Raw genomic sequence first — 17,095 nt, 5'->3', positions numbered from 1 at the left:
GGTCAGCGAGGTCAGCGCCCCAGCTGGGAGAGACCCTTCTGCACGTCCTCGTAGTTCATCACCGGGGTATACGTGATCTTCGCGCCCAGGTTCATGAAGAACGGCTCGCTGATCACCGGCATCTGCGAGCTGTCCTGCATGTCGAAAACCAGGTAGGCGGTGCGCTGACCGTTCTCGCTGGTGAAATAAGCCGCCTCGGGCTTGATCTGCTCCAGCGAGCTCTCGATCAGTTTCGGCAGAGTGCCGTTGCTGATGGCCTCGTTCGCCTTCTCCGTGTCCATGGACACCTTGAGCAACACGCGCATGGCAGTCACCTTCTTCCACGGTCAGCGTATGCCCGATACATCCCGTTGGTAGGTACACGTTCGGCCTGCACGACATGCGTGAAACAGCCCTCGGGGAGTACAGCGGGTGCCTCCTTGCCCGCCGCTCACCCCGGCATCCCCACCTCGATCTCCGCCAGCCGCTCCCGCTCCGCGACCACATCGATCCCGGAGATCAGGTCGCCGTCGAAGGTGAAGCGGAGCAGGACACGCAGGCGGCCGTGGACCAGCATCGCCACGGCCATCCGGCCGTCGGCCAGGACGAGGCCGGCGAGCTGTGCCCGCCCCAGGGACGCCATGGCCCCCTTCGCCACCGGCTGGGCGCCGGAGACGAGGACCGGCTCGGGCGTGGGAACGACCGCGCGGTCGGCGCGCAGGACCACGTCGGGGTGGAGCAGGGCGAGCAGCGCGTCGAAGTCGCCGCCGCGCGTCGCGGCGAGGTACGCGCCGACCACCCGGCGCTGCCGCGGCAGGTCGGCCGAGGGTGACGGCGCCCCCTTGACGCGGCGGCGGGCACGGCTCGCCAACTGCCGTGTCGCCGCCGGGGTCTTCTCGATCAGCGAGGCGATCTCGTCGAAGGGCACCTGGAACATGTCGTGGAGGACGAAGGCCAGCCGTTCCGCGGGGGCGAGGGTGTCCAGGACGACCAGCAGGGCCAGGCCCACCGAGTCGGCGAGCAGCGCCTCCTCCTCGGGGTCGGCAACCCCCACGGCCGCGGCGCGCTCCAGCGGTTCCTCGCGCCGGTGCTCACGCGAGCGCAGCATGTTCAGGCACACCCGCGCGACCACCGTCGTCAGCCACGCCGCCGGGTTCTCGACGTCCCCCGTGTCCGCCCGGCTGACCCGCAACCACGCGTCCTGCAAGGCGTCGTCGGCCTCGCCGGTCGACCCGAGCATGCGGTAGGCCACGGCACGCAGCCGCGCCCGGTGCGCCTCGAACTCCTCGGTCATGATCCCCCGTCCACCCCTGGACCCTAGAACACGGCCGTCCCGCCCTGCGTCAGCTTCCAGTTGGTGACCGCGAAGTCCGCCGGGTCCAGGGCGCCCTTCGCCGTCACGTAGTCGATCATGAGCTGCCGGATCTCGTTCGTCGAGCTGTACGCGATGTCCGCGGCCGCGATGTGCGGGTACCCCGAACCGCCGTTGGCCCGGTAGTTGTTGACGGCGACGACGAAGACCTGGTCGTCGGCCACCGCCGTGCCGCCGTAGGTCAGATTCCTGATCCGCGAACCCTCGGCGGCCGCGATGTCGATGTCGTACGAGACGCCCGCGGCGGTGTCGTACATGTAGTCCCAGAAGCTGTTGGCGTTGGTGAGGGTCGCGGTGTCGACCTTCGTGCCGCCGGGCACCTGGTGGTAGTACTTCGCCGCGAACTCCAGGTAGTCCTTGAGCTGCGCGCCCGTGAGCTTCTTGCCGTACAGGGTGTTGTCGTAGATGTAGAGCCCGGCGATGTCCTTGATGGTCACGCTGCCGGCGGGGATGTCGGCGGTACGGGAGAAGGGCGCGGCGACCGAGATCAGCGGGAGGGCCGCGTCGGACGCCGACAGGCCGGCCTTCACCGTGTCCATCTGGACCTGGTGGATGAAGTCCATGATGGGGACGTCCTTCCAGCAGGACTCGGCGGCCGAGAGGTCCTCGGTGCAGGTGCCCACGGCGGTGTTGACGTACTTCACCACCAGCTCGTGGTCGGCCTCCAGGAGCCTCTTGATCTCCGGGTCCTCGTCCACGGACTTGGGGTCGAGGGTCTGCGCGGTCTTCTTGGTGACCTTCCAGCGGCCGTGCTCCAGCTCGACCTCGAAGTCGAAGACGCTCAGCCGGTAGCCCCAGCAGTACGGCTCCGACAGCAGCACCTCGTCGCCGGTCTCGGCGTTCTTCACGGTGTACGAGGGCACCTCGACGTGGGTGTGGCCGACGAGGATCGCGTCGATGCCCGGGACCTGCTCGGCGACGAGGTTGGAGGCGTTCTCGACGTACGGGAGCGCGTCGCCGTAGGACGTCGATCCGTCGAGACCCGAGTGGTCGGTCAGGAAGACCACGTCACAGCCGAGCGCCCGCAGCCGGGGCACATACTTCTTCGCCTGCTCGACCAGTCCCGGGAAGACCATCTTCCCGCTGACGTTGTCCTTGTCCCACAGCGCGATGCCCGGGTTGGTGAGGCCGAGGATGCCGACCTTGATGTCGGGGGCGCCCGGCACACAGATCCGCTTCACGGTGTACGGCGCGAAGGCGGGCTTCAGGGTCTTGGCGTCCAGCGCGTTGGCGCCGAGCAACGGGAAGCGGCACTGGCTCTCGAACCTGCGCAGCGTCTCGATGCCGTAGTTGAACTCGTGGTTGCCGAGGGCGGCGGCGTCGTAGCGCATGTGGTTCATGGCGACGGCCATCGGATGCTTGACGCCCTTGCCGGTGATGGGCTGCACGCGCGCGAAGTAGTACGCGAGCGAGGTGCCCTGGATGATGTCGCCGGCGTCGACCAGCAGCACCCGTTCCTCGCCCTTGGCCTCGCGCTGCTGCTTGATGAGCGTGGCGACGCGCGCGACGCCGACGGAGTTGCCCTTGGCGTCGCTGTAGGCCGCGTCCTTGTAGTAGTCCCAGTCGAAGACGTGGCTGTGCAGGTCGGTGGTGCCGAGGACGGAGAACGACCAGGTCTTCGGCGCCCTGGCGGCGGGCTTGTGCTCGGCGGCCTGCGCGGCAGGCGCCGCGACCGCTCCCGCGACGGCCACGGCCGCACCGGTGACGGCCGACTTCTGCACGAACTCGCGACGGTTCATGGGACTGACGGGCATATGGGGCTCCTGGGACTGGAGAGGGGGAGGGGCACAACTACCCGCGTAGATAGTTGCGTTCCCCCGCTTCCGGGCGGAACCAGGAAAAGGCCATGGGCCGGTCAAGGAAATCCTTGACCGGCCCATGTGTGCCGCGTCCTAGATGAACGAGTTGATCTCGATCGTCTCGTCCCGGCCCGGGCCCACGCCGATCGCGGAGATCGGGGCGCCGGACATGTCCTCGAGCGCCTTGACGTACGCCTGGGCGTTCTTCGGGAGGTCGGAGAAGGACTTCGCCTTGGTGATGTCCTCGGACCAGCCGGGGAGGGTCTCGTAGATCGGCTTCGCGTGGTGGAAGTCGGTCTGGGAGTACGGGAGCTCCTCGACGCGCTTGCCGTCGATCTCGTAGGCCACGCAGACCGGGATCTGCTCCCAGCCGGTGAGGACGTCGAGCTTGGTGAGGAAGAAGTCGGTCAGGCCGTTCACGCGGGTCGCGTAGCGGGCGATGACCGCGTCGAACCAGCCGCAGCGACGGTCACGGCCGGTCGTCACGCCCCGCTCGCCGCCGATGCGGCGCAGCGCCTCGCCGTCCTCGTCGAAGAGCTCCGTCGGGAACGGGCCCGAGCCGACACGGGTCGTGTACGCCTTCAGGATGCCGATCACGCGGCTGATCTTCGTCGGGCCGACACCGGCGCCGGTGCAGGCACCGCCCGCGGTCGGGTTCGACGACGTCACGAAGGGGTACGTGCCGTGGTCGATGTCCAGGAGGGTGCCCTGGCCGCCCTCGAAGAGCACGACCTTGTCGTCCTCCAGGGCCTGGTTGAGGATCAGGACCGTGTCGGCGACGTACGGCTTCAGCCGGTCCGCGTAGGACAGCAGCTCCTCGACGACCTGGCCGACCTCGATGGCGCGGCGGTTGAAGACCTTGGTGAGGAGCTGGTTCTTGCCGTCGAGGGCCGCCTCCACCTTCTGGGTCAGGATCGACTCGTCGTACAGGTCCTGGATCCGGATGCCGACGCGGTTGATCTTGTCCGCGTAGGTGGGCCCGATGCCCCGTCCGGTGGTGCCGATCTTCCGCTTCCCGAGGAAGCGTTCCGTCACCTTGTCCACGGTCACGTTGTAAGGCGTGATGACGTGAGCGTTACCGCTGATCAGGAGCTTGGACGTGTCGACGCCGCGCTCGTTCAGCCCGTTCAGCTCGGAGAACAGGACCGACGGGTCGATGACGACACCGTTGCCGATGACCGGAGTGCACTCCGGGGTGAGGATTCCGGAAGGGAGCAGGTGGAGGGCATACTTCTGATCGCCCACGACTACCGTGTGGCCGGCGTTGTTGCCGCCCTGGTAGCGCACCACATAGTCAACGGATCCGCCGAGCAGGTCCGTCGCCTTTCCCTTGCCTTCGTCACCCCACTGAGCACCGAGCAGCACAAGTGCGGGCACGCGCGTACACCCCTTCCGGGCGGGGCATGTCCAAGGTCAGGGGCGTACGCGACACGGCCTTGTGCCTCGTACCCTGGCGACCTGCTTCGGCCACCGACGGCCGTGGTCGGCCGTGAACCCGTCGGACCCGGATGCCCCGGAATAGACGAAGCCCCTGGCGCAATAGCGCAAGGGGCTCTTGCACAAAGATGCTACCCGAGGAAGCGAGGCATGACCGAGGTGGCGACTTCAGCGTCTTCAGATCAGCTGCTGGTGGTCATCGATCCGGTTGCCCGCAGGATGGACGGGGAGTCCGTCCGTATCGCGAAAGACGTGCTCAGCGCGGGTGCGGCGGGGACGAAGGTGTGTCTGCCGGCGGACCCGGAGGAGTTCGCCCGGGTGCTGGCCCGGCGCGGTTCGCGGCGGCCGGTGGTCGTCGGCGACGACCGCGCGCTGCTGCGGGCGGTGTCCCTGCTGCACCGGCAGCGGGAGCTGGCCGGATGTGTGCTGTCGGTCGTGCCGGTGGGCGGTGTGCTCACCGTCGCGCGCTCCCTGGGCGTGCCCATGGGTGCGGTGGCGGCGGCGCGGGCGGTCCTGGACGGGGCGGAACGGCGGCTCGATCTGCTGGTCGACGACAGCGACGGTGTGGTCCTGGGCACGCTGCGGATCCCGCCGCTCGCTCCGCGGGAGGAGCCGGAGGACGCCGGCCGGCCCTGGCTGCGGACCTGCCAGTCCCTGGTCCGGACCCTGGTGCCCGCCCGTCCGCTCCGGCCCGCCCAGCCGTCCCCCGTGGCCGGCCCCACCCGGCTGCGGGTCGAGGTGGACGGGGAGATCCTCGTCGACCTGGACCAGCCCGTGGAGACGGTGTCCGTGACCCCGGGGGGTTCCGGGGCGGCGGCGGTGGAGGTGCGACCGGTGTCGGTGGGCGCGGAGGCGTCGCCCCTGCTGGCCCGTGGGCGGCGGGTGACGGTGTCGGGAGCGGATTTCCGGTACCGGGCGGACTCGGGCGTGTGGGGGCCGGTACGGAGGCGGACGTGGACGGTGTGGGAGGGGGCGCTGGGACTGACGCTTCCCGGGGACTGGCCGAGGCTTGACGAGGACTGACCGGGGCCGGGGCCCGGGGCCGGTCACGGGTGGGTCAGGCGGTTACCGTGCCCTTCCGCGAGCACGGCCGGGAGGGGCAGCCATGAGCCAGTACTTCGACGTCGGTGACGAGACCCTGTGGAACCCCTCCAACGGGGCGGCCCGGCTGTTCCTGCGCCATGTGCGGCTGTACGAGGAGGAGCTGGGGGTGCCCTCGGGGTTCGGGCCCATGGAGAGCGACGAGTGCAAGATCGACCCGGCCGTCTTCGGGGCGTTCGTGGACGCGCTGCTGGAGCGGCGCGACCGCACCCGGCACGCGGTCGTCGACGCGCTCTCCGAGGGGTTCGTCGCCACCGTGCTGGTGCTCGCGGAGCGGGCCGGCGTCGAGGTGCGGCGCCCCGCCGGCGGCTCGGGACTCGAGGGGCTGTCGGACATCCAGGTGCCGCTGCCCGACGCGCGGGACGGGGACACCGGGCTGCGCGAGCGGGCCGGCCTCCTCCGGCGCGCCATGCCCGTCTAGACCGGCAGCGCGTCCGACTCGTCCTTCAGCCCCACCCCCGTCGCCCCCGACTCCCGTGCCCGCCCCATCAGCGCGGCCAGCTTCCCGGCAGCCGTCTCGTACGTCAGCCCCAGCGGCGGCCGGATGTTGGACAGACAGTTCCGGTCGGCGTCCGTGGTCACCCCCGGCACCGGCCGGTACGTCAGATACGCCCCCAGCGAGTCCGCCGCCGACATCCCGGGCCGCTCCCCCACCAGCACGACCACCATCTCCGCGCCCATCGCCGCCCCGACGTCGTCCCCCAGCGCGACCCGGGCCTGCTCGGCCAGCACGACAGGGGCGATCCGCCACCCGGCCAGGAGCGCAGCCGTCCCCCGCACCACCGCCGCCGCGTGCTCGTGCACCGCCCGGCTGGACAGCCCGTCCGCGACGACGAACGCCACGTCCCACTCCCCCGCCGGCAGATGCGCCCGGTCGGTGGGATCGAGCCGGCGGCCCAGATCGGGGCGCTGGAGATACGTCAGCCGGTCACCGGCCGCACTGCGCACCCGTACCGTCGCCATCCCCGCCAGTCCCGCCGCGACCGTGTCCGGCTCGAACGGCGAGTGCACCGCGTCCCGGGCCGCCGCGTGCGCGGTCTGGAGCTCCAGGCGGTGCCGGGTCGGCAGCGCGGACCCGGAGCGGCCGAGGCCGATGCGGGCCTGGGTGTGGCGGCGCAGCGCGATCCACAACTCGTCGTTGTCCAGGGCCACTTCACTCATGCCGCGAGCTCCCTTCCGATGGCGGTCAGTGCGTGGGAGCCGACCTCGCGGATGCCGCCGCGTTCGTCCAGCAGCCCCATCGACTCCAGCCACGTCTCGAACTCCGGCGCCGGGCGCAGCCCCAGCACCTCCCGCAGGTACAACGCGTCGTGGTACGAGGCCGATTGGTAGTTCAGCATGATGTCGTCGCCGCCCGGTGTGCAGATCACGAAGGAGGCACCGGCGACACCGAGCATGGTCAGCATGGTCGCCACGTCGTCGTCATCGGCGTCCGCGTGGTTGGTGTAGCAGATGTCCAGGCCCATCGGCAGACCGAGCAGCTTGCCGCAGAAGTGGTCCTCCAGGGCGGCGCGGAGGATCTGGCGGCCGTCGTACAGGTACTCCGGGCCGATGAAGCCGACGACCGTGTTGACCAGCAACGGGTCGTAGCGCCGTGCCACCGCGTACGCCCTCGCCTCGACCGTCTGCTGGTCCACCCCGTGGTGCGCGTCGGCGGAGAGCGCGGCGCCCTGGCCGGTCTCGAAGTACATGACGTTCCGGCCGACCGTGCCCCGCTCCAGCTTGAGGGCGGCCTCGTACGCCTCGTCGAGCAGGCCCAGGGTCACGCCGAAGGACGCGTTCGCCGCCTGCGTTCCCGCGATCGACTGGAAGACCAGGTCCACCGGGGCGCCGCGCTCCATGAGGTCCACGCTCGTGGTGACGTGGCACAGCACGCAGGACTGGGTCGGGATCGCGTACCGCTGGATGACGCCGTCCAGCAGCTCCAGCAGCTCCCGTACCGCCTTCGGGCTGTCCGTCGCCGGGTTGATGCCGATGACGGCGTCTCCCGATCCCAGCAGCAGCCCGTCCAGCAGGGCCGCCGCCACGCCCGCCGGGTCGTCGGTCGGGTGGTTGGGCTGCAGACGGGTCGCGAGCCGCCCGGGCAGCCCGATCGTGGACCGGAACCCCGTGACGACCCGCACCTTCCGCGCGACCGCCACCAGATCGGCGTTCCCCATGAGCTTGGAGACGGCCGCCACCATCTCGGGCGTGAGCCCGGGAGCCACGGCCGTGAGTGCGGGGGAGTCGGCCGTCAGCAGCCACTCCCTGAACTCCCCCACCGTCAGCCCGGCCACCGGCGCGAAGGCCGCCGTGTCGTGCGTGTCCAGGATCAGCCGGGTCACGTCGTCGCTCTCGTACGGGATCAGCGGCTCGGTCAGGAACGTCGTGAGCGGCACCTCGGCCAACGCCCAGCGTGCCGCGACCCGTTGCCGTGCGCTGGTCGCCGCGAGCCCGGCGAGATGGTCGCCGGAACGCTCCGGGCTCGCGGCGGCGAGGAGGCGGGCGAGGGAGTCGAAGCGGTGGCGTTCGCCGCCGAGGGTGGACGTGTAGCTCATGCCGGGGACCGTACGAGCCGTGTGTTGCCGACAGATTGCGTCAGATTTCTAAAGGTCTGGTTGACAAACATTTAACGCCCCGAGACCCTTGGCCGACTCATTTCGCCTACAGAGTTCCGGTCGAGCACACCAGCACACCGGTAGGAGAGGGGCCATCTCGATGGCAGTGGACGAGGGAGTCGCCCCGGCGGCACGGACAGACGAGGGCGGCACCGTCCACCGGTTGAAGCCCAATGCCATCGGGCTGCTCGGCGTGGTCTTCATGGCCGTGGCGACCGCCGCGCCGATCACCGCGATGACGGGCAACGTGCCGTTCATGGTGTCGGCGGGCAACGGCATCGGCGCCCCGGCGAGCTACCTCGTCGCAATGGTCGTCCTGGCAATCTTTTCCGTCGGCTTCACGTCGATGGCGAAGCACATCACCTCCACCGGAGCCTTCTACGGCTTCATCTCCTACGGCCTCGGCCGCACGATCGGCCTCGCCTCGGGACTCCTCGCGACCTTCGCCTACGTCGTCTTCGAGCCGGCGCTGATCGGCATCTTCTCGACCTTCGCGACGGAGACGCTCAAGGACCAGACGGGGGTCTCCGTCCCCTGGTGGGCGTTCGCGGCACTGATGCTCGCGGTCAACGCGACCGGCACCTGGTTCGGCGTCTCGGTCGCCGAGAAGCTGCTCGTCGTCCTCCTCGCGACCGAGGTGACGATCCTCGCGGCCATGGCGATCTCCGTGGCGCTGCACGGCGGCGGCCCGGACGGCTTCAGCCTCGACCCGGTCAACCCGGTCAACGCCTTCCACGGCACCAGCGCCGGGCTCGGACTGTTCTTCGCCTTCTGGTCGTGGGTCGGCTTCGAGTCGACGGCGATGTACGGCGAGGAGTCCCGCAACCCGAAGAAGATCATCCCCAAGGCGACGATGATCTCGGTCCTCGGCGTCGGCGTCTTCTACGTCTTCGTCTCGTGGATGGCGATCACCGGCACCGGCGAGGCGAACGCCGTGAAGGTCGCCACCGAGAACCCCCTCGCCCTCTTCTTCGGCCCCACCGAGCAGTACGTGGGCCACTGGGCGGTCGACGTCATGCAGTGGCTGATGATCACCGGCTCGCTCGCCTGCGGCATGGCCTTCCACAACTGTGCCGCCCGCTACATGTACGCGCTGGGCCGCGAGGGCGTCCTCCCCTCCCTGAAGAACACCCTCGGCCGCACCCACGCCCGGCACGGCTCCCCGCACATCGCGGGCCTGGTCCAGACCCTGGTGACCGCCCTGCTGCTGATCGCGTTCTGGGCGGCGGGCAAGGACCCGTACACCGGTACGTACGTCCTGCTCGCCATCCTCGGCACCATGGCGATCCTCGTCGTGCAGGCCGTCTGCTCCTTCGCGGTGCTGGCCTACTTCCGCAAGCACCACCCCGAGAGCCGGCACTGGTTCCGCACCTTCACCGCCCCGCTCCTCGGCGGCGCCGCGATGCTCGCGGTGGTCGCGCTGCTGGTGTCCAACATGGGCGCGGCGGCGGGCACCGAGTCCGGCTCACTGGTACTGAAGGCGACGCCCTGGCTGGTGGCACTGGTCGCGGCGGGCGGGATCGGATACGCGCAGTATCTGAAGCGGCGGTCACCGGAGCGGTATCTGCTGCTGGGACGGACGGTGCTGGAGGAGACGAAGGAGCGGTAACTACTGCTCGCCGAAGATCTGTTGGCGGTGCGCCCGCCACCGCTCCATCATGGCCGCGACCTCGCCGTCGACGAACTCGAAGAAGGCGAGCGTCTCGGCCATGCGGCGTCCCGCGGGGGTGTCGGCGCCGAGGCTGCTGACGCCCTCGCGGAGGGCGCCTTCCCAGCGTTTGAGGACGGCCTCGCGGTTGGTCAGGGCCTCGTACCACTGGTCCCCGTGCACCCGGTAGCGCTCCCGGCGTGAACCGGGCTCCCGCTCGCGGGACACCATGTGCGTCTGGGCCAGGTAGCGCACCGCCCCGGAGACGGCCGCGGGGCTGATCCGGAGCTGTTCGCCCAGCTCGGCGGAGGTCATGACGCCCTCGTCGGAGGAGAGGAGCGCGGCGAAGACCCGCGCCGCCATGCGCTGCATCCCGGCCTCGACGAGCTGCGCCGCGAAGGACTCGACGAACTTCGAGACCGCCTCCGCGTCCCGCCCACCACCAGCTGTTTCCGTCATGCCGTCATCCTATCCGGGCTTCATACACTTCCTTAACTTCACAAATTTCTGAAAGAAGCGTACGTTCGGAAACATGACCAAGGCAATCAGCGTCTCGGGGCTCCACAAGTCCTTCGGCAAGACGCACGCACTGGACGGACTCGACCTGGACGTCGAGACCGGCGAGGTCCACGGCTTCCTGGGCCCCAACGGCTCCGGCAAGTCGACCACCATCCGCGTCCTGCTGGGCCTGCTGCGCGCCGACTCGGGCGCCGCGCAGGTGCTCGGCCGGGACCCGTGGGCGGACGCGGTCGAGGTGCACCGCCGGATCGCGTACGTCCCCGGCGACGTCACCCTGTGGCGCAACCTGTCCGGCGGCGAGGTCATCGACCTGTACGGCCGGCTGCGCGGCGGCCTCGACACCGGGCGCCGCGCCGAGCTGCTCGAACGCTTCGAGCTGGACCCCACCAAGAAGGGCCGCACCTACTCCAAGGGCAACCGCCAGAAGGTCGCCCTCGTCGCCGCGTTCGCCTCGGACGTGGACCTGCTGATCCTGGACGAGCCGACGTCGGGCCTCGACCCGCTGATGGAGGAGGTCTTCCAGCGGTGCGTGGAGGAGGAGCGGGACCGTGGACGGACCGTCCTGCTCTCGTCCCACATCCTGAGCGAGGTCGAGGAGTTGTGCGACCGGGTCAGCATCATCCGGCGCGGGCGCACGGTGGAGTCGGGCTCCCTGACCGAGCTGCGCCACCTCACCCGCACCAGCGTGACGGCCGAACTCGCGGGCCCGCCCAACGGGTTGGCTCAGCTGCCGGGCGTCCACGACCTCGACGTCCAGGGCCATCGCGTCCGGTTCCAGGTCGACACCGACAGACTCGACGCCGTACTGCGGTCGTTGAGCGAGTCCGGCGTACGGTCCCTGACCTCGACCCCGCCCACGCTGGAGGAACTGTTCCTGCGCCACTACCAGGAGGAAGAGGCGACGGCCCGATGAGCACCCTCGCGGGCACGGGCGTGCTGCTGCGCTTCTCCCTGCGCCGCGACCGGGTGATGGTCCCGGTCTGGGTCGCGGTGAACGCGCTGATGGTGCTCTCCATGCCGAGCAGCCTGAAGAACCTGTACGGCACCCCGGCGGAACGCTCCGACCTCGTCCACCAGGTGGCGACCAACGCCTCCTTCCGGGCGCTGATCGGACCGGTCTTCGACACCTCGCTGGGCGCCCTGACGGCGTGGCGCGTCGGCGTCTACGCGGGGCTGCTCGCGGCCGTGACGAGCCTGCTGGTCGTCGTACGGCACACCCGGGACGAGGAGGAGAGCGGCCGCCAGGAGCTGGTGGCGTCCGGGGTGGTGGGCCGCAGGGCGTCCCTGACGGCGGCGCTGCTGGCGGCGGGGGTCGCGAACGCCGTACTGGCGCTGCTGGTGACGGCGGGCCTGGCCGGACAGGGCTTCACCGGGGCCCTGGCCCTCGGTCTCGGGATCGCCTGCGTCGGTATGGTCTTCGCCACGATGGCCGCGATCGTCGCGCAGCTGACGGAGAGCGCGCGGCTGGCCCGGGGCCTGACGGCCGGGGTGCTGGGTGCGGCCTTCGTCCTGCGGGCGGCGGGCGACTCGGCGACGGACGACGGCAGTTCGGTGCTGACCTGGCTCTCCCCGCTGGGCTGGCTGGAGAACCTGCGCCCGTACGCCGGCGAACGCTGGTGGGTGCTCGCGCTGTTCGCCGCGGCGGTGGCCGTGCAGGGCGCGGTGGCCTACGGGTTGGCGGGCCGCCGGGACCTGGGCATGAGCTTCCTGCCGACCCGCCCGGGACCGGCTGTGGGCCGTCTGGGCAGTGCGGGCGCGCTGGCCTGGCGGTTGCAGCGGGGCGGTGTGTACGGCTGGAGTCTCGCCTTCTTCGTCGTCGGCGTCGTCTACGGCGGTCTGACGGACGGCGTGGCCGACCTGGTCGGCGACAACGCCGGCGCCCGCGAGGTCTTCGAGCGGATGGGCGGCCAGAGCGGTCTGACGGACGCGTTCCTGGCCTCGATGGTCGGCATGATGGGTCTGATCGCGGCCCTGTACGTGGTCGGTTCGGTGCTGCGGCTGCACGGCGAGGAGACCTCGGGCCGTGCGGAGCCGGTGCTGGCGAACGCGGTGGGCCGGATGCGGTGGGCCGCCGGCCACCTGACCGTGGCCTTCGGCGGGGTGGTGCTGATCATGCTGCTCACCGGTCTGGGCTTCGCCGTGGGCTACGGCAGACAGGTCGGGCCCATCCTCGGGGCGTGCCTGGTCCAGGTGGCCGCGGTGTGGGTGATCGGCGGACTGGCGGTCGCGCTGTACGGGCTGCTGCCGCGCCTGGCACCGGCGGCCTGGGGCGTCGCGGGCGCGGTCCTGCTCATCGGCTGGGTCGGACCGGCGCTGGACGCTCCGCAGGCGGTGCTGGATGTGTCGCCGTTCGGGCATCTGCCGAAGTTGCCGGGCGGGGAGATGAGCTGGGGCCCTGTGCTGGTGCTGGTCGGGCTGGCGGTGGTGCTGGTGGCCGCCGGGCTGGCGGGGCTGCGGAGGCGGGACATGACGACGTGACGGGGCGGGGTGGCGGGGGCCGCGCGCTCCTCCTGTGAGAACCGCGGGAGGAGCGGGCGCGTCCCTGCGGGCATGGGACAGCGGCCGGAACCCCGGGATCGACGGAACGCGGTGACGTGCGGTGGCTGTCTGCTGTCGGCGGTGGGCGCGCTGGTGGCGACCCTGGTGTGGGCCGCCTCGCCCCGCACCGCACGTCATATGGGCGGCGGCTTCGAGGGCGAGGGCACCGACTACGGCGCCGTCCTCGTCGAGCTCCCCCTCGTCGCCCTCGCCGGAGCGCTCCCGCCGGCGCTTGTCTCCCTCGTGATCGCGTATCTGGTGGGCCGGCGGTCAGACCTCCACGGCTAGCCCCTCCAGCCCCCTGATCACGAAGTTCGGCTTCCGCTCCGGCTCGGCCGCGAGGGCGAGCGCCGGCGCCTTCTCCAGCAGTGCCGTCATCGACGCCGCCAGCTCGATACGGGCCAGCGGGGCACCGATGCAGTAGTGGATACCGGCGCTGAAGGAGATGTGCGGGTTGTCCTTGCGGGCCAGGTCGAGCTTCTCGGGGGCCTGGAAGACAGCCGGGTCGTGGTTGGCGGAGCCGAAGAGCATCGCGATCTCCGCGCCCCTCGGGATGGTGGTCCCGTCGATCTCGATGTCGTCCAGCACCCAGCGCTCGAAGAGCTGGAGCGGGGTGTCGTAGCGCATGAGCTCCTCGATCGCGGACGGGACCAGGGTGTGGTCCGCGCGGAGGGCCGCGAGCTGGTCGGGGTTGCGGAAGAGGGCGTACCAGCCGTTGACGGTGGCGTTGACCGTGGCCTCGTGCCCCGCGTTGAGCAGCAGGACACAGGTCGAGATCATCTCCTGCTCGGTGAGCCGGTCGTCCTCGTCGTGGGCGGCGATGAGCCCGGAGATCAGATCGTCGCCGGGGTTCTCGCGCCGCTCGGCGATCAGCTCCCGCAGATACCCGGAGAACTCGACCGAGGCCCGCACGGCCCGCGCCGCCACGTCCTGCGGCGGGTTGAGCTCGTACATCCCGCAGATGTCCGCCGACCAGGGGCGCAGCGGCGCCCGGTCGGCCTCCGGGATGCCCAGCATCTCGGCGATGACGGCGACCGGGAGCGGCTCGGCGACATCGGTGAGGAGATCGCCGCCGCCCTTCTGCACCAGCTGGTCCACCAGCTCACCGGCCAGCCGGCTCACGTACGGCTTGAGCTGCTCCACCGTCCGGGGTGTGAACGCCTTCGACACCAGCCGCCGGATCCGGGTGTGGTCCGGCGGTTCCAGGTCGAGCATTCCGTGGTCGTTGAGTGTGTGGAACGGCTCGTGCTCGGCGGGAGGCGCCGTCCGCCCGAAGTCCTCGTGCGAGAACCGGTGCTGATAGGTCCGCCCGAGCCGTCGCTCGCGCAGCAGCGCCGACACATCGGCGTGGTGCGGGACGAGCCACTGCCGCGTGGGCTCGTAGAAGTGCACGCGGCCCTTGCCGCGCAGGTCGGCGTAGGAGGGGTACGGGTCGGCGAGGAACGCCGGGTCCCACGGGTCGAAGGCTGCCATGGACGGACGTTAGACCGACGGCCCCCCTCCTGACCAGGGGTGTCTCAGCGGATCACCGGCACGGCGAGGCGGACGGGGACGATCAGTCGCCGGTGCCGAAGTCCGGCAGGGTGACCGTGCCGTCCTCGGCGAGCGGGAAGCCCGGGTTGTGCGCGACCTCCCAGGCGTGGCCGTCCGGGTCGGTGAAGGCGCTGGAGTAGAACCCGATGGCGTTCACGGCGGCGGCTTTGGTCACCGTCCCGCCGGCTCGCTCCACCGCGGCGAGCAGTTCGTCGACCTCCGTCTCGGACCGCACGTTGTGTGCGAGGACGATCCCTCCGAAACCGCCCGGTGAACCGGCCTCCAGCCCGCAGTCCTCCGCGAGCTCGTCCCTCCCCCACAGCACCAGACCCAGCCCGCCGGCCTGGAAGAAGACGGTCTCCTGGACCTCCTGCCCCCGCCACCCGAGAGCCTCGTAGAAGGCCTTGGCCCGGCCGAGATCGGAGACACCGAGGGTGATGAGAGTGACTCTCTGTTCCATACCTGGAGGGTAAGGACCTCCGCCCGCCCGTGACAGGCCGCATCGCGGTGACCGGCGGATCCGGCTAGCCCGGCGTCACCAGGCGGGCCTCGTACGCGAAGACCGCCGCCTGGGTGCGGTCCCTCAGCCCGAGCTTGACCAGGACCCGACTGACGTGGGTCTTGATCGTGGACTCCGCGACCACCAGGCGCTCGGCTATCTCCGCGTTCGACAGCCCCTGGGCGATCAGGACCAGGACCTCCGTCTCGCGCTCGGTGAGTTCGCCGTACGCCGCGTGGGCGGAGGACATCAGCCGGGGGGAGTCGGAGAGCTTCGAGAACTCCGTGATCAGGCGCTTGGTGACCGAGGGCGCCAGCAGGGCCTCGCCGGAGGCCACCACCCGCACACCGTCCGCCAGTTGACGGGCCGAGGCGTCCTTCAGCAGGAAGCCCGAGGCGCCCGCCCGAAGCGCCTGGTACACGTACTCGTCCAGGTCGAACGTCGTCAGCACCAGCACCTTCGCCGCACCGTCCGCCGCGACGATCTCTCTCGTCGCCTCGATACCGTTCAGCTCGGGCATGCGGATGTCCATCAGCACGACGTCCGGGGCGAGTTCACGGACCCGGTCCACCGCCTCGCGGCCGTTGACCGCCTCGCCGACGACCTCGATGTCCGGCATCGCGTTGAGCAGGACGGAGAAACCCTCGCGCACCATCATCTGGTCGTCCGCGATCAGCACGCGGATGGTGCCCTGCCTCATGCCTCACCTTCGCTCGCCAGGGCGACGGGGAGGAACACCGTCACCTCGTAACCTCCGTCGTCCGTCGGGACCGCCGTCATCTCGCCGTTGAGCATCGACACCCGCTCCCGCATGCCCGTGATGCCATGCCCGGCGCCGGGCGAGGGCTTCAGCAGCGCCCGCGCGGGCGGCGGGTCGTTGACTATGCGCAGGCCCAGACCGCCCAGGACATAGCCGATCTCCACCCGGGCGCTCGCGCCGGGCGCGTGACGCAGGGTGTTGCTCAGGGCCTCCTGGACTATGCGGTACGCCGACAGCTCCACGCCCGGCGGCAGTTCACGCACCGCCCCGGTCACCGTCTTCTCCACGCTCAGGCCGGTGTCCCGCACATTGGCGAGCAGCACGTCGAGGTCGGCGAGGGTGGGCTGGGGGGCGTCCGGGGCCTCGTAGTCCTCGGCGCGGACCACGCCCAGGACGCGGCGGAGTTCGGTGAGCGCCGCCACCGCGTTCTCCCGGATCGTCGCGAAGGCCCGCTCCAGCTCCGGCGGCGGGTTCTCCACCCGGTAGGGCGCGGCCTCGGCCTGGATGGCGACGACCGACATGTGGTGGGCGACCACGTCGTGCAGTTCGCGGGCGATGGTGGTGCGCTCCTCCAGCAGGGTCCGCTTGGAGCGCTCCTGCGCGGTCACCGTCTGCTGCGCGGTCACCTCCTGCCGGGCCTCCCTGCGGGTGTGCCAGACGGCGACGACGAGCAGGACCAGTGCGGAGAAGACCAGCATGGGGGCGGTGTCGTCGCCGTAGTAGAAGCCTGGTCCGAAGGCCACGTCCGCCACGAAGCCGTACGCCGCGGTGACGGCCCACAGATACGCGGCCGTGCGCGGTCTGGTGCGTATGGCCACGACCGTCAGCACGGTCAGGTGGCAGACGAAGCTGGCGGGCAGCCAGGGATAGCCGTCATAGGTGTTGCCGAAGAACTGGCTGACCGGAGTGGCGGCCATGGACAGCCAGAACGCTCCGACCGGCCGGAGCATGCTCAGCAGGATCGGGAGCACGGCGAGCGGACCGAGCAGGAGGGCCGCGTCGCCGGAGTCCACCGTGGCCATGAGCAGCGTGATCACGGCGCCCGTGGCGATCACGGCGTGCGGTGTCCAGACCACGTACTCGCGCAGGCGGCCGGGCAGCCGCCGGGTCAGCGGCCCGTCGACCCGCATCCGGGGCAGCGGCCGGTAGGCGAAGGCGTCGTGGAACAGGTCCTGCCGCAGCCCGCGCAGGGCGTTCGCGGCCAGCCGGTACTCCGGGCTGCGCGGCTTGGCCCCGTCCCCCGGTGGCGGTGTCTGCATGTGGGTCGTCTCGGTCACATACAGCACCGTAGGCGGAGGCGGGGGCCGCGGTCG

The 17,095-nt window shown here is 70.7% G+C and carries 17 protein-coding genes; 6 read left to right on the top strand and 11 right to left on the bottom strand.

Annotated elements, in window-relative coordinates; translation table 11 throughout:
- Window positions 1-11 precede the first annotated feature (11 nt).
- The 4 genes from ACIOHP_RS06355 to ACIOHP_RS06340 all read right to left on the bottom strand — a co-directional run bounded on the left by ACIOHP_RS06355 (window position 12) and on the right by ACIOHP_RS06340 (window position 4,527).
- Window positions 12-305, bottom strand: coding sequence for a hypothetical protein (locus ACIOHP_RS06355; protein ID WP_361550441.1), 294 nt, complete (start codon window positions 303-305; stop codon window positions 12-14).
- Window positions 306-430: 125 nt separating this feature from the next.
- Window positions 431-1,273: a sigma-70 family RNA polymerase sigma factor gene (locus ACIOHP_RS06350; protein ID WP_401883866.1), complete on the bottom strand. Its 843-nt coding sequence runs from the start codon at window positions 1,271-1,273 to the stop codon at window positions 431-433.
- Between the two features lie 23 nt (window positions 1,274-1,296).
- A complete protein-coding gene (locus tag ACIOHP_RS06345; protein WP_401883865.1) occupies window positions 1,297-3,105 on the bottom strand; it encodes a bifunctional metallophosphatase/5'-nucleotidase in 1,809 nt (602 codons plus the stop codon).
- Between the two features lie 138 nt (window positions 3,106-3,243).
- Complete coding sequence (locus ACIOHP_RS06340) at window positions 3,244-4,527, bottom strand: adenylosuccinate synthase (RefSeq protein ID WP_327718394.1); 1,284 nt, start codon at window positions 4,525-4,527, stop codon at window positions 3,244-3,246.
- Between the two features lie 210 nt (window positions 4,528-4,737).
- Here ACIOHP_RS06340 and ACIOHP_RS06335 point away from each other — a divergent pair, with 210 nt between their 5' ends.
- Both ACIOHP_RS06335 and ACIOHP_RS06330 read left to right on the top strand, forming a co-directional pair.
- Entirely contained in the window at window positions 4,738-5,610 is an 873-nt protein-coding gene (locus ACIOHP_RS06335) for a diacylglycerol kinase (RefSeq protein ID WP_361550449.1), read from the top strand.
- Between the two features lie 82 nt (window positions 5,611-5,692).
- A complete protein-coding gene (locus tag ACIOHP_RS06330) occupies window positions 5,693-6,109 on the top strand; it encodes a DUF6086 family protein (RefSeq protein ID WP_361550451.1) in 417 nt (138 codons plus the stop codon).
- On the opposite strand, the gene eutC is transcribed toward ACIOHP_RS06330, so the two are convergent.
- Window positions 6,106-6,849 (bottom strand): ethanolamine ammonia-lyase subunit EutC, encoded by a 744-nt coding sequence (gene eutC, locus ACIOHP_RS06325; RefSeq protein WP_361550453.1) that lies wholly within the window; start codon window positions 6,847-6,849, stop codon window positions 6,106-6,108. The two genes, ACIOHP_RS06330 and eutC, sit on opposite strands and share 4 nt — an antisense overlap.
- Window positions 6,846-8,225, bottom strand: a complete 1,380-nt coding sequence (locus ACIOHP_RS06320; RefSeq protein WP_361550455.1) for an ethanolamine ammonia-lyase subunit EutB — start codon at window positions 8,223-8,225, stop codon at window positions 6,846-6,848. The genes eutC and ACIOHP_RS06320 overlap by 4 nt, the downstream gene beginning before the upstream one ends.
- A 160-nt stretch (window positions 8,226-8,385) precedes the next feature.
- Here ACIOHP_RS06320 and ACIOHP_RS06315 point away from each other — a divergent pair, with 160 nt between their 5' ends.
- Window positions 8,386-9,894, top strand: a complete 1,509-nt coding sequence (locus ACIOHP_RS06315; protein ID WP_401883863.1) for an APC family permease — start codon at window positions 8,386-8,388, stop codon at window positions 9,892-9,894.
- Here ACIOHP_RS06315 and ACIOHP_RS06310 read toward each other — a convergent pair whose 3' ends face one another.
- Window positions 9,895-10,392, bottom strand: coding sequence for a GbsR/MarR family transcriptional regulator (locus tag ACIOHP_RS06310; protein WP_401883861.1), 498 nt, complete (start codon window positions 10,390-10,392; stop codon window positions 9,895-9,897).
- A gap of 73 nt (window positions 10,393-10,465) precedes the next feature.
- On the opposite strand from ACIOHP_RS06310, the gene ACIOHP_RS06305 reads away from it, so the two are divergent.
- From ACIOHP_RS06305 to ACIOHP_RS06295, 3 genes are all read left to right on the top strand, one after another.
- Window positions 10,466-11,365 (top strand): ATP-binding cassette domain-containing protein, encoded by a 900-nt coding sequence (locus ACIOHP_RS06305; RefSeq protein ID WP_401883859.1) that lies wholly within the window; start codon window positions 10,466-10,468, stop codon window positions 11,363-11,365.
- Complete coding sequence (locus ACIOHP_RS06300; protein WP_361550463.1) at window positions 11,362-12,930, top strand: ABC transporter permease; 1,569 nt, start codon at window positions 11,362-11,364, stop codon at window positions 12,928-12,930. The genes ACIOHP_RS06305 and ACIOHP_RS06300 overlap by 4 nt, the downstream gene beginning before the upstream one ends.
- Window positions 12,931-13,002: 72 nt before the next feature.
- Window positions 13,003-13,278: a hypothetical protein gene (locus ACIOHP_RS06295; protein WP_401883857.1), complete on the top strand. Its 276-nt coding sequence runs from the start codon at window positions 13,003-13,005 to the stop codon at window positions 13,276-13,278.
- Here ACIOHP_RS06295 and ACIOHP_RS06290 read toward each other — a convergent pair.
- From ACIOHP_RS06290 to ACIOHP_RS06275, 4 genes are all read right to left on the bottom strand, one after another.
- Window positions 13,261-14,463 (bottom strand): cytochrome P450, encoded by a 1,203-nt coding sequence (locus ACIOHP_RS06290; RefSeq protein ID WP_401883855.1) that lies wholly within the window; start codon window positions 14,461-14,463, stop codon window positions 13,261-13,263. The genes ACIOHP_RS06295 and ACIOHP_RS06290 overlap by 18 nt on opposite strands.
- Before the next feature lie 82 nt (window positions 14,464-14,545).
- Window positions 14,546-14,983, bottom strand: a complete 438-nt coding sequence (locus tag ACIOHP_RS06285) for a VOC family protein (protein ID WP_401883853.1) — start codon at window positions 14,981-14,983, stop codon at window positions 14,546-14,548.
- A 64-nt stretch (window positions 14,984-15,047) separates the two neighbouring features.
- Window positions 15,048-15,722, bottom strand: coding sequence for a response regulator transcription factor (locus ACIOHP_RS06280; protein ID WP_361484311.1), 675 nt, complete (start codon window positions 15,720-15,722; stop codon window positions 15,048-15,050).
- A complete protein-coding gene (locus ACIOHP_RS06275; RefSeq protein WP_401883851.1) occupies window positions 15,719-17,059 on the bottom strand; it encodes a sensor histidine kinase in 1,341 nt (446 codons plus the stop codon). The genes ACIOHP_RS06280 and ACIOHP_RS06275 overlap by 4 nt, the downstream gene beginning before the upstream one ends.
- Between the last annotated feature and the right edge of the window lie 36 nt (window positions 17,060-17,095).

It is taken from the genome of Streptomyces sp. NPDC087859 (assembly GCF_044742595.1).
Lineage (GTDB): Bacteria > Actinomycetota > Actinomycetes > Streptomycetales > Streptomycetaceae > Streptomyces > Streptomyces canus_F.
Note: the sequence above shows the minus strand (reverse complement) of the source record. Positions and strands in the feature narration are given on the sequence as shown.

What these genes read in the sequence shown, in the direction of transcription:
- ACIOHP_RS06355 (WP_361550441.1), bottom strand. Translation starts at nt 305, where the DNA reads ATGCGCGTGTTGCTCAAGGTGTCCATGGACACGGAGAAGGCGAACGAG.
- ACIOHP_RS06350 (WP_401883866.1), bottom strand. Translation starts at nt 1,273, where the DNA reads ATGACCGAGGAGTTCGAGGCGCACCGGGCGCGGCTGCGTGCCGTGGCC.
- ACIOHP_RS06345 (WP_401883865.1), bottom strand. Translation starts at nt 3,105, where the DNA reads ATGCCCGTCAGTCCCATGAACCGTCGCGAGTTCGTGCAGAAGTCGGCC.
- ACIOHP_RS06335 (WP_361550449.1), top strand. Translation starts at nt 4,738, where the DNA reads ATGACCGAGGTGGCGACTTCAGCGTCTTCAGATCAGCTGCTGGTGGTC.
- ACIOHP_RS06330 (WP_361550451.1), top strand. Translation starts at nt 5,693, where the DNA reads ATGAGCCAGTACTTCGACGTCGGTGACGAGACCCTGTGGAACCCCTCC.
- eutC (WP_361550453.1), bottom strand. Translation starts at nt 6,849, where the DNA reads ATGAGTGAAGTGGCCCTGGACAACGACGAGTTGTGGATCGCGCTGCGC.
- ACIOHP_RS06320 (WP_361550455.1), bottom strand. Translation starts at nt 8,225, where the DNA reads ATGAGCTACACGTCCACCCTCGGCGGCGAACGCCACCGCTTCGACTCC.
- ACIOHP_RS06315 (WP_401883863.1), top strand. Translation starts at nt 8,386, where the DNA reads ATGGCAGTGGACGAGGGAGTCGCCCCGGCGGCACGGACAGACGAGGGC.
- ACIOHP_RS06310 (WP_401883861.1), bottom strand. Translation starts at nt 10,392, where the DNA reads ATGACGGAAACAGCTGGTGGTGGGCGGGACGCGGAGGCGGTCTCGAAG.
- ACIOHP_RS06305 (WP_401883859.1), top strand. Translation starts at nt 10,466, where the DNA reads ATGACCAAGGCAATCAGCGTCTCGGGGCTCCACAAGTCCTTCGGCAAG.
- ACIOHP_RS06300 (WP_361550463.1), top strand. Translation starts at nt 11,362, where the DNA reads ATGAGCACCCTCGCGGGCACGGGCGTGCTGCTGCGCTTCTCCCTGCGC.
- ACIOHP_RS06295 (WP_401883857.1), top strand. Translation starts at nt 13,003, where the DNA reads ATGGGACAGCGGCCGGAACCCCGGGATCGACGGAACGCGGTGACGTGC.
- ACIOHP_RS06290 (WP_401883855.1), bottom strand. Translation starts at nt 14,463, where the DNA reads ATGGCAGCCTTCGACCCGTGGGACCCGGCGTTCCTCGCCGACCCGTAC.
- ACIOHP_RS06285 (WP_401883853.1), bottom strand. Translation starts at nt 14,983, where the DNA reads ATGGAACAGAGAGTCACTCTCATCACCCTCGGTGTCTCCGATCTCGGC.
- ACIOHP_RS06280 (WP_361484311.1), bottom strand. Translation starts at nt 15,722, where the DNA reads ATGAGGCAGGGCACCATCCGCGTGCTGATCGCGGACGACCAGATGATG.